This window comes from Actibacterium sp., assembly GCF_041584535.1.
Classification (GTDB): Bacteria; Pseudomonadota; Alphaproteobacteria; order Rhodobacterales; family Rhodobacteraceae; genus Actibacterium_D.
This window is the reverse complement of the sequence record NZ_JBFHDW010000086.1, coordinates 1-9,091: the sequence shown is the minus strand read 5'-3', so window position 1 is coordinate 9,091 and position 9,091 is coordinate 1. Positions and strand designations below refer to the sequence as shown.

Here is a 9,091-nt window from a genome sequence, read left to right as displayed (position 1 = left end):
GCTGTCGGCGCTGACCGGCGAGATGCGGCGGGAGTTTCCCTCGTCCGGCGAGATCAACTTTCGCGTCGCCGACCTGCCTGCCCGGATCGAGACGGTTCTGGCCGCCTATGGCCCCAAGGCCCGGCAGATCGACCATCTGGACGGTCTGTCGATGGAATTTGCCGACTGGCGGCTGAACCTGCGCGCATCGAACACCGAGCCGCTGTTGCGGCTGAATATCGAAGCGCGCGGCGATGCCCCCCTTGTGGCGCATCACCTGCGGATCCTCTCGGCGATGTTGTCAGTCTGAGCCGAACAGGTCGCGGGTATAGATCTTGTCGGCCACATCCTGCAATTCAGGCGCGGCGCGGTTAGCGATGATCACATCGGCCTGCGCCTTGAAGGTTTCCAGATCATTGACCACCGGCGAGTTGAAGAAATCCGTCTCGTCCAGATTGGGCTCGTACACGATGACCGGCACGCCCTTGGCCTTGATCCGCTTCATGATCCCCTGAATCGAGCTTTGGCGGAAATTGTCCGACCCGGCCTTCATCGTCAGGCGATAAACGCCGACCATGCGCGGCCCGCGGGCCAGAATGCTGTCGGCGACGAAATCCTTGCGGGTGGTGTTGGCATCGACGATCGCCCGGATCAGGGTTTGCGGCACATGGTCGTAATTCGCCAGCAACTGCTTGGTGTCCTTGGGCAGGCAATAACCGCCATAGCCAAAAGACGGGTTGTTGTAATGGGTGCCGATCCGGGGGTCCAACCCGACGCCCTGAATGATCTGGCGCGCGCTCAGGCCGTTGACCTGCGCATAGGTGTCCATTTCGTTGAAATAGGCCACCCGCATCGCAAGATAGGTGTTCGAGAACAGCTTGATCGCCTCGGCCTCGGACGGGTCGGTGAACAGCACCGGCACATCGGGCTTCAGCGCGGCTTGCTGCAACAGCCCGGCAAAGGTCGCGGCGCGCTCGGACTGTTCGCCGACCACGATGCGCGAGGGATAAAGGTTGTCATACAAAGCCCGGCCTTCGCGCAGGAACTCGGGCGAGAAAATCACGTTGTCATGGCCGGTCTGCGCCCGCACCCGGTTGACGAACCCGACCGGGATCGTCGATTTGACCACGATCACCGCCTCGGGGTTCAGCCGCAGCACATCGTTGATCACTGCCTCGACGCTGGAGGTGTCAAAGCGGTTGGTGCGCGGGTCGTAATTGGTCGGGGTCGAGACGATGACGAAATCGGCGCCGGTATAGGCATCGGCCGGATCCATCGTCGCCCGCAGGTTCAGCGGCTTTTCGGCAAGGAATTCTTCCAGCTCGGGGTCGACGATCGGGCTTTGACGGTTGTTTACCATCGCGACGCGCGCGGGCGTGACATCCAGCGCCACGACCTCGTTATGCTGCGCCAGAAGCACGGCGTTCGACAACCCGACATAGCCGATCCCGGCAACCGCAATTTTCATGCCTACTCTCCGATATTCCAATAGGTTCGCGCCCGACAATACCTAGGCGTCGCACGACAAACTGGCAAGGACCGTCCCTGCGACAAGCTGAACAGACTGTTGCGGCAAATTTCATTGCGATGTCGTTAATAAATGTTAACCCTAGGACATGGCGCAATGCGTCAGTGCGTAACTTTTTGTATTCGAGTATTCAGACAGGGCGGACCGACATGGCGGGAAAAGGCAAAACCGACAACAAACCGGTGAATGGAGGCGACGGCGACAGTGCAATTGATCTGTCGGCAGTCGAGGGAAGCAACCGTATCAACGGCGGCGACGGCAACGACACTCTGATCGGCAGCGCCTTCTATGACCGGATCAATGCCGGAGACGGCGACGACATCGTCGAGGGTGGCGAAGGCGACGACGTCATGTTCGGCAACGACGGGTTCGACACCGCGGTGTTTAATGGCTCGATCCTTGATTTCCAGTGGGGCTGGGGCAATGGCGGCAGCCTGTTCGTCACTGACCTGAACACGGCCGATGGCAATGAAGGCCAGGACGAGCTGAAGCATTTCGAAGCCCTGCAATTCGATGATTTCACCCTGATGCTGGATGGCTCGAACAACGGGCCGCTGGTGCAACTGGACGCGCAAACCACGGACGAGGACACGGCAAAAGACTTTACCGTCGATGCCTATGATTTCGACGGCGGCACGCGGGAGGTTCTCAGCGTTAGCGTCACCGGTGGCGGCACGATCACCCTTGCGCCGGGCAGCACGGTTCTGACCCCGGGCACCGGCACCGGCGCGCAGTTCAGCGTCTCGTTCGACCCGAACGGCGCTTATGACTATCTGGCGGTCACGGAATCCACCGTTGAAACCATCGAGATCGTGGTCTCGGACGGTCAGGGCGGCACGACGACGATCACTCAGGATCTGACCATCACCGGCGTCAACGACGCTCCGACCGCCAGTGACGACACCGGTCAGGTGTCCGAGGACGGTCCCGGCATCATCATCGACCTGCTGGCCAATGACACTGACCCGGACAGCAGCGATATTCTGAGCATCGACAGCTTTGATTTCACCGGCCTGAACGGCAGCGTCACCGATAATGGCGATGGCACCATCACCTATAACCCGAACGGCGCCTTCGAGGCCCTGAACGACGGCGAGACCGCCGCTGACAGCTTTACCTACACGGTCTCGGACGGTCATGGCGGCACCAGCACAGCCACGGTCGATATCACGATCGATGGCGTGACCGACAGCAGCCCCACCACCCTGATCGACTTTGAATCTTTCGACTTCAACGGCGCCTTCGTTTCGTTCAGCGGCAGCTATTTCGGCCTGAACTGGAGCGGCAGCTGGTATGTGATGGATTCGGCCACGTTCGGCGGTGGCGCGTATGAGCTGGGCACGACATCGGGCGAGCAGGTCGCATTCAACGGGTTTGGCTGGAACACCATCCTGACCGGCGACGACTTCGATCTGGAAAGCGCCTATATGACCTCGGCGTGGAAAGAAGAGCTGACCGTCTGGGTCTATGCCTATGACGATGGCGTCTTTCTGGGCCGTCAGGACATCGTGCTGAACAACGATGGCCCGACCTTTATCGAATTCGACGACGCGCTGTTCGACTCGGTCGATCAGGTGGTGTTCCACAGCACCGGTGGCGGCGACAATCAATTCGTGATGGACGATCTGACGGTCTTTATCTAAGCCAACACGCCTTACCAACCGGATCAGGCCCGCCCGCAACGGCGGGCCTGATTGGTTTTCAGCCAAGGCATTCGCGCGACGGGAAAACCTTCGGCGAAAATCCGAATTTCCCACTTGACGCCCCGGCGCGCACGGCCTAATCAGCCCCTCGCCTGTGGCGGAGTAGCTCAGTTGGTTAGAGCAGCGGAATCATAATCCGCGTGTCGGGGGTTCAAGTCCCTCCTCCGCTACCAAATCCCCCCCGATATCCGAAAATTACACGCTCGCGGCCTGTCCGGTTGTGGCGCCTGCGCGGTCCCGCACAACGAAAAACGGCGCCGGGGCGGTGTGCCCTGGCGCCGTGTCATTCGTTTCCGCGGGTGCGGTTACTTGTCCTGAGGGATCACCCGCAGCGACAGTTCGCGCAGTTGTTCGTTCATCGGCTCCGACGGGGCGCCCATCATCAGGTCTTCGGCGCGCTGGTTCATCGGGAACATGATGACTTCGCGGATGTTGGCCTCGTCCGCCAGCAGCATCACGATACGGTCGATCCCGGCGGCGCAACCGCCGTGCGGCGGGGCGCCGAATTTGAACGCGTTGACCATGCCGCCAAAGCGCTTGTTGACCTCATCCGCCGGATAACCGGCCAGTTCGAACGCCTTGAACATGATCTCGGGCTTGTGGTTCCGGATCGCGCCCGAGACCAGCTCATACCCGTTACAGGCAAGGTCATACTGATAGCCCAGCACCTCAAGCGGGTCGCCATCCAGCGCCGCCATCCCGCCTTGCGGCATCGAGAACGGGTTGTGGCTGAAATCGACGCGGCCGGTTTCGTCGTCTTTCTCATACATCGGGAAATCGACGATCCATGCAAAGGCAAAGCGGTTCTGTTCGGTCAGGCCCAGCTCGTTGCCGATGGTGACGCGGGCGCGGCCTGCGACCGATTCAAATGCGGCGGGTTTGCCGCCAAGGAAGAAGGCGGCGTCGCCCTTGCCCAGTTTCAGCTGCTGGCGGATGGCCTCGGTCCGTTCGGGGCCGATGTTCTTGGCCAACGGACCGGCGGCTTCCAGACCGTTTTCACCGTCGCGCCAGAAGATGTAGCCCATGCCGGGCAGACCCTCTTTCTGGGCAAAGGCGTTCATGCGGTCACAGAATTTGCGGCTGCCGCCACCCGGCGCCGGAATGGCGCGGATTTCGGTGCCGTCCTGTTCAAGCAGCTTGGCGAAGATCGCAAAGCCCGAGCCGGCGAAATGTTCGGACACGACCTGCATCTTGATCGGGTTGCGCAGGTCGGGCTTGTCGGTGCCATACCACAACGCCGAGTCCTTGTAGGAAATCTGCGGCCAGTGCTTATCGACGGTGTGACCGCCGCCGAATTCCTCGAAAACGCCTTCGATCACCGGCTGGATCGTGTCGAACACGTCCTGCTGTTCGACAAAGGACATCTCAAGGTCAAGCTGGTAGAAATCGGTGGGCGAGCGGTCGGCCCGCGGGTCTTCGTCGCGGAAGCAGGGCGCGATCTGGAAATACTTGTCAAAGCCCGAGACCATGATCAGCTGTTTGAACTGCTGCGGCGCCTGCGGCAGCGCATAGAACTTGCCCGGATGCAGACGCGACGGCACCAGAAAATCGCGCGCGCCTTCGGGGCTGCTGGCGGTGATGATCGGGGTCTGGAATTCGCGGAAGCCGCTGTCCCACATCCGGCGGCGCATGCTGGCCACCACATCCGAGCGCAGCTTCATGTTGTTCTGCATCGCCTCGCGGCGCAGGTCCAGATAGCGATAGCGCAGGCGGGTTTCCTCGGGATATTCCTGATCGCCGAACACCATCAGCGGCAGTTCCTCGGCGGCGCCCAGCACTTCAAGGCTGCGAACAAAGACTTCGACTTCGCCGGTGGGCAGCTTGGGATTGATCAGGCTTTCGTCGCGGGCCTTTACCTCGCCATCAATGCGGATACACCATTCGCTGCGCACTTTCTCGACATCGGCAAAGGCCGGGCTGTCGGGATCGGCCAGCACCTGCGTCACGCCGTAATGGTCGCGCAGGTCGATGAACAGGATGCCGCCGTGGTCGCGCACGCGGTGCACCCAGCCCGACAGGCGGACGGTCTGACCAACGTGAGATTTGTTCAGTTCGGCGCAGGTGTGGCTGCGAAAGGCGTGCATGGGTCGTCCCTTTGGGTAATATCGGTGTCGCGCCGATACACCTGCCTTGGGCGGCAAAGTCAAGGGAAGCCCGTCCGGAATGCGCCTAAAACCGCATCAAACTGCTGCAATCGGCCGCTACGGCGCCTCTGGACAGGGCGCACTGTTTTCGCAAACATCCGCGGACGGAACCTGAAACGGTCGCGTGTGCCACAATAGGCTTGGGCGGAACATCTATGAGCCGCCGCTCGACCGAAGGATCGGACGCGAGGTGCAGCTATGTGGAATCGCATGCTGGACGGCATGTTAACCAAGCTGATCGGAGTCGGCGGGCTGAGTGTGCGCTATCCCGACGGACAGCTGCGCACCTATGGCCCCGATCCTGACCGCGTGGCCGTCACCCTGCATGACCCCGCCCTGCCCCGGCTGATCCTGACCAACCCCGATCTGGCGGTCGGCGAAGGCTATATGAACGGCACGCTGACGATTGAGGGCGATGATCTGCGCGGGTTCATGGCGCTGATGCTGCGCAATCGCGGCGCGGGCAACAGCCATTGGGCGATCACCCTGAACGGCATGTTGCGGCGTCTGGTGCGGCGGGCGCGGCAATACAACCCGGTCGGCCGCGCACAGGAAAACGTCGCCCATCACTATGACCTGTCGGCCCAGCTGTATGACCTGTTTCTGGACCCGGATAAGCAATATTCCTGCGCCTATTTCCGCACACCCGACGACACGCTGGAACAGGCGCAAGAGCAGAAAAAGCACCACATCGCCCGCAAATTGCTGATCCAGCCGGGCATGCGGGTGCTGGATATCGGCTGTGGCTGGGGCGGGATGGGCCTGACGCTGGCGCGCGATTATGGCGCGCAGGTGGTGGGGGTGACGCTGAGCACCGAACAGCACAAGATCGCCACCGCCCGCGCCCGCGACGCCGGGCTGGCCGACCGGGTGGACTTTCGCCTGAGCGATTACCGCGCCCTGACAGAACGCTTTGACAGGATCGTGTCGGTCGGCATGTTCGAACATGTCGGCGTGCCGCATTACCGCGAATATTTCAACCATGTGCGCAGCCTGCTGGCCGAGGATGGCGTGGCGCTGATCCATACGATCGGCCGCTCGGACCCGCCCGGCGCCACCAGCCCATGGGTGATGAAATACATCTTTCCCGGCGGCTATGTGCCTGCCCTGTCCGAAACCATGCAAGCGGTCGAGAAAGAACGCCTTGTCGCCACCGATATCGAGGTCTGGCGCCAACATTACGCCGAGACCCTGAAGCATTGGCACGACCGGTTTGTCGTGAACGAAGCCAAGGCCGCCGCGCTTTATGACGAACGGTTCTGCCGGATGTGGCGCTATTATCTGGTCGCCAGCGAGATGACCTTTCGCCACCACAGTCAGGTGGTGTTCCAGTTGCAACTGACCCGCCGGCAGGACGCGGTGCCGCTGACCCGCGAGTATCTTTATTCGACGAAATAGGCCGGGATCAGCCCGCGCAGCGAATTGCCGACAAAAAACAGACCCGCCGCACGCAGATCCGAGGGGGTCAGCGCGCCTTCTGCTGCGGTGCCGTCAGCCAAAAGGGTTTCACGCAACACGCCGGGCAGGCAGCCGTCAGCAAGCGGCGGCGTCACCAGATGCGCGCCACGTTGGACGAACACATTGGTGATGGTGCCTTCGGCGATGGTGCCGCGTTCGTTCAGGACCAGAACTTCGTCCATAGTGTCGGGCAGGGCCGCGCGGGTCTGGTCATAGACGGCGCGGTTGCTGGTCTTGATCGCACGCCACGGATCGCCCGCCTTGATCCGCGCCTCGGCCAGCCCGACGCGCCATGGTCCGGTCTGGACCAGATAGGGGGACGTGGTCAGGCCCAGATCCCCTTGCGCCGTCAACTCCAGACGCAAACGCAGCGGCGCGTCGTCCCCGGCTTGTTCCAACATCTCGGCCGCCCGCTGGGCGTCGAAGACCCATCCCAGCGCCGCCGCGCCGCGCGCCATCCGCGCCAGATGCAGCGCGCCGCGGACCGGTCCCAGACGCGGCTCGAACCGCAGGGTTTCGAACAGGGTCAGGCCATGAGGGGCAATGTCGCGTAGCGGGCTTTCCACAGGGCTTCCTCGTATTCGCTTGCGGCGGTGCTGTCCCACACCACGCCGCCTCCTACATTCAACCGCACCCGGTCGCCAAACAGGGTCAGCGTGCGGATCGCCACGTTAAATCGCATGTCGCCGGTCGGAGCAATCCAGCCCAGCGCGCCGCAATAGGCCCCGCGCGGGTCGGGTTCCAGTTCGCGGATGATCTGCATGGCGCGGATTTTGGGCGCACCCGTAACCGACCCGCAGGGAAACAGCGCCGCGAACAGATCCGCCAGCGGAACCGGCCCATCCAGCGCGCCGCGCACCAGCGAGGTCATCTGATGCACGGTTGCATAGGTTTCCACGGCAAACAGATCCTGCACACGGACCGAGCCGGGGCGGCACAGGCGGCTGACATCGTTGCGCAGCAAATCGACAATCATCAGGTTCTCGGCCCGGTTCTTTTCGTCCGCCTGTAAAAAGGCCACCGCCGCCGCATCCTGTTCTGGGGTCGCACCGCGCGGCTGAGTGCCTTTCATCGGACGGGTTTCAATCACACCGTCGCTGATCGAAAAAAACAGTTCGGGCGAGCGCGACAGGATCACCGGGCCGCCCAGATCGTGATAGGCGCCATAGGGCACGGGCTGAGCCGCGCGCAGGGCCAGATACAGCGCGCGCGGATCGCCCGAGCACCGGGCATCCATCGGAAAGGTCAGGTTCGCCTGATAGACATCGCCCGCGCCGATATAGGAATGCAGCCGCGCAAAGGCCGCGGCATAGTCAGCGTGCGCAACCCGTGGCACCGGCGCGCTTAGCGTCACCGCATCGGGGCGCAGCCCGGCCAGAAACCCCGCCTCGGGCCTGGGTCTGTCGAACACTCCGAATTCGATCAGCGGAACGTCGCGCCCCGGCGGCAGAAGCGGGCGCAATTTCGGCGAGACCACATAGCCCAGCTCATACGACGCCATCCCGGCCAGCCAATAGCCCGCATCCTGCGCCGCCTGCATCGCGGCCAGCGCCTGTGGCACCTCGTCGGCATCGGACGCGCGAATAACCGCGCTGGGCCGTGCAAACAGCCCGCCGCCCTCATCCGGCCCGTGATCAAAAAGCACTGTCCCGCCTAGCATGCCGACCATCCCTTACACCCTTTGGGGCATACGCAATGCCCCCGGTCGGCACAATGCGTGACCCCCCCAGCCATGCGTTCAGGGCAACCCTGCCACGCGGGATGGTCCCAAGACGCTAGGTTTGCCTGAAAATCTGGCCGATCCGGGTCCGCAGGGCTTGCACCTGTTTCGCGCTTGGCTATAACCCCCAAGATTTTGCCATTCCGGGGGACGGGCCATGCCGAAAAGAACCGATATCAGCTCCATCATGATTATCGGCGCGGGGCCCATCATTATCGGCCAAGCGTGCGAGTTCGATTATTCCGGCGCTCAGGCCTGTAAAGCCCTGCGCGAAGAAGGCTATCGCGTCATTCTGGTCAACTCGAACCCGGCGACGATCATGACCGACCCGGACATGGCCGACGCCACTTATATCGAGCCGATCACCCCCGAGGTCGTTGCCAGAATCATCGAAAAGGAACGCCCCGACGCGCTGTTGCCGACGATGGGCGGCCAGACCGGTCTGAACACCAGCCTTGCGCTGGCCGATATGGGCGTTCTGGATAAATTCGGTGTCGAGCTGATCGGCGCCAACCGCGAGGCCATCGAGATGGCCGAGGACCGCAAGCTGTTCCGCGAG

The 9,091-nt window shown here is 62.4% G+C and carries 6 protein-coding genes, 1 tRNA gene and 2 pseudogenes; 5 read left to right on the top strand and 4 right to left on the bottom strand.

Features of this window, described 5'->3' with window-relative positions:
- A pseudogene (locus ABYW26_RS06185) lies at positions 1-289 on the top strand (phosphomannomutase); the annotation flags it as partial.
- On the opposite strand, the gene ABYW26_RS06180 reads toward ABYW26_RS06185, so the two are convergent.
- Complete coding sequence (locus ABYW26_RS06180; RefSeq protein WP_372603916.1) at positions 281-1,447, bottom strand: nucleotide sugar dehydrogenase; 1,167 nt, start codon at positions 1,445-1,447, stop codon at positions 281-283. The pseudogene ABYW26_RS06185 and the gene ABYW26_RS06180 sit on opposite strands and share 9 nt — an antisense overlap.
- A 209-nt stretch (positions 1,448-1,656) precedes the next feature.
- Here ABYW26_RS06180 and ABYW26_RS06175 point away from each other — a divergent pair, with 209 nt between their 5' ends.
- Positions 1,657-3,150: an Ig-like domain-containing protein gene (locus tag ABYW26_RS06175; protein ID WP_372603915.1), complete on the top strand. Its 1,494-nt coding sequence runs from the start codon at positions 1,657-1,659 to the stop codon at positions 3,148-3,150.
- Between the two features lie 156 nt (positions 3,151-3,306).
- Positions 3,307-3,383 (top strand) — tRNA-Met (locus ABYW26_RS06170).
- Between the two features lie 132 nt (positions 3,384-3,515).
- On the opposite strand, the gene aspS is transcribed toward ABYW26_RS06170, so the two are convergent.
- A complete protein-coding gene (gene aspS / locus ABYW26_RS06165; RefSeq protein WP_372603914.1) occupies positions 3,516-5,294 on the bottom strand; it encodes an aspartate--tRNA ligase in 1,779 nt (592 codons plus the stop codon).
- A 258-nt stretch (positions 5,295-5,552) separates the two neighbouring features.
- Here aspS and ABYW26_RS06160 point away from each other — a divergent pair, with 258 nt between their 5' ends.
- Entirely contained in the window at positions 5,553-6,752 is a 1,200-nt protein-coding gene (locus ABYW26_RS06160; protein WP_372603913.1) for a class I SAM-dependent methyltransferase, read from the top strand.
- On the opposite strand, the gene ABYW26_RS06155 is transcribed toward ABYW26_RS06160, so the two are convergent.
- A complete protein-coding gene (locus ABYW26_RS06155) occupies positions 6,737-7,378 on the bottom strand; it encodes an aminotransferase class IV family protein (RefSeq protein WP_372603912.1) in 642 nt (213 codons plus the stop codon). The two genes, ABYW26_RS06160 and ABYW26_RS06155, sit on opposite strands and share 16 nt — an antisense overlap.
- Positions 7,339-8,472: an aminodeoxychorismate synthase component I gene (locus ABYW26_RS06150; protein ID WP_372603911.1), complete on the bottom strand. Its 1,134-nt coding sequence runs from the start codon at positions 8,470-8,472 to the stop codon at positions 7,339-7,341. The genes ABYW26_RS06155 and ABYW26_RS06150 overlap by 40 nt, the downstream gene beginning before the upstream one ends.
- Positions 8,473-8,689: 217 nt before the next feature.
- On the opposite strand from ABYW26_RS06150, the pseudogene ABYW26_RS06145 reads away from it, so the two are divergent.
- A pseudogene (locus ABYW26_RS06145) lies at positions 8,690-9,091 on the top strand (carbamoyl phosphate synthase large subunit); the annotation flags it as partial.

Bases quoted from the DNA above. Each gene is read 5' to 3' on its own strand.
- ABYW26_RS06180 (WP_372603916.1), bottom strand. From the start codon at position 1,447: ATGAAAATTGCGGTTGCCGGGATCGGCTATGTCGGGTTGTCGAACGCC.
- ABYW26_RS06175 (WP_372603915.1), top strand. From the start codon at position 1,657: ATGGCGGGAAAAGGCAAAACCGACAACAAACCGGTGAATGGAGGCGAC.
- aspS (WP_372603914.1), bottom strand. From the start codon at position 5,294: ATGCACGCCTTTCGCAGCCACACCTGCGCCGAACTGAACAAATCTCAC.
- ABYW26_RS06160 (WP_372603913.1), top strand. From the start codon at position 5,553: ATGTGGAATCGCATGCTGGACGGCATGTTAACCAAGCTGATCGGAGTC.
- ABYW26_RS06150 (WP_372603911.1), bottom strand. From the start codon at position 8,472: ATGCTAGGCGGGACAGTGCTTTTTGATCACGGGCCGGATGAGGGCGGC.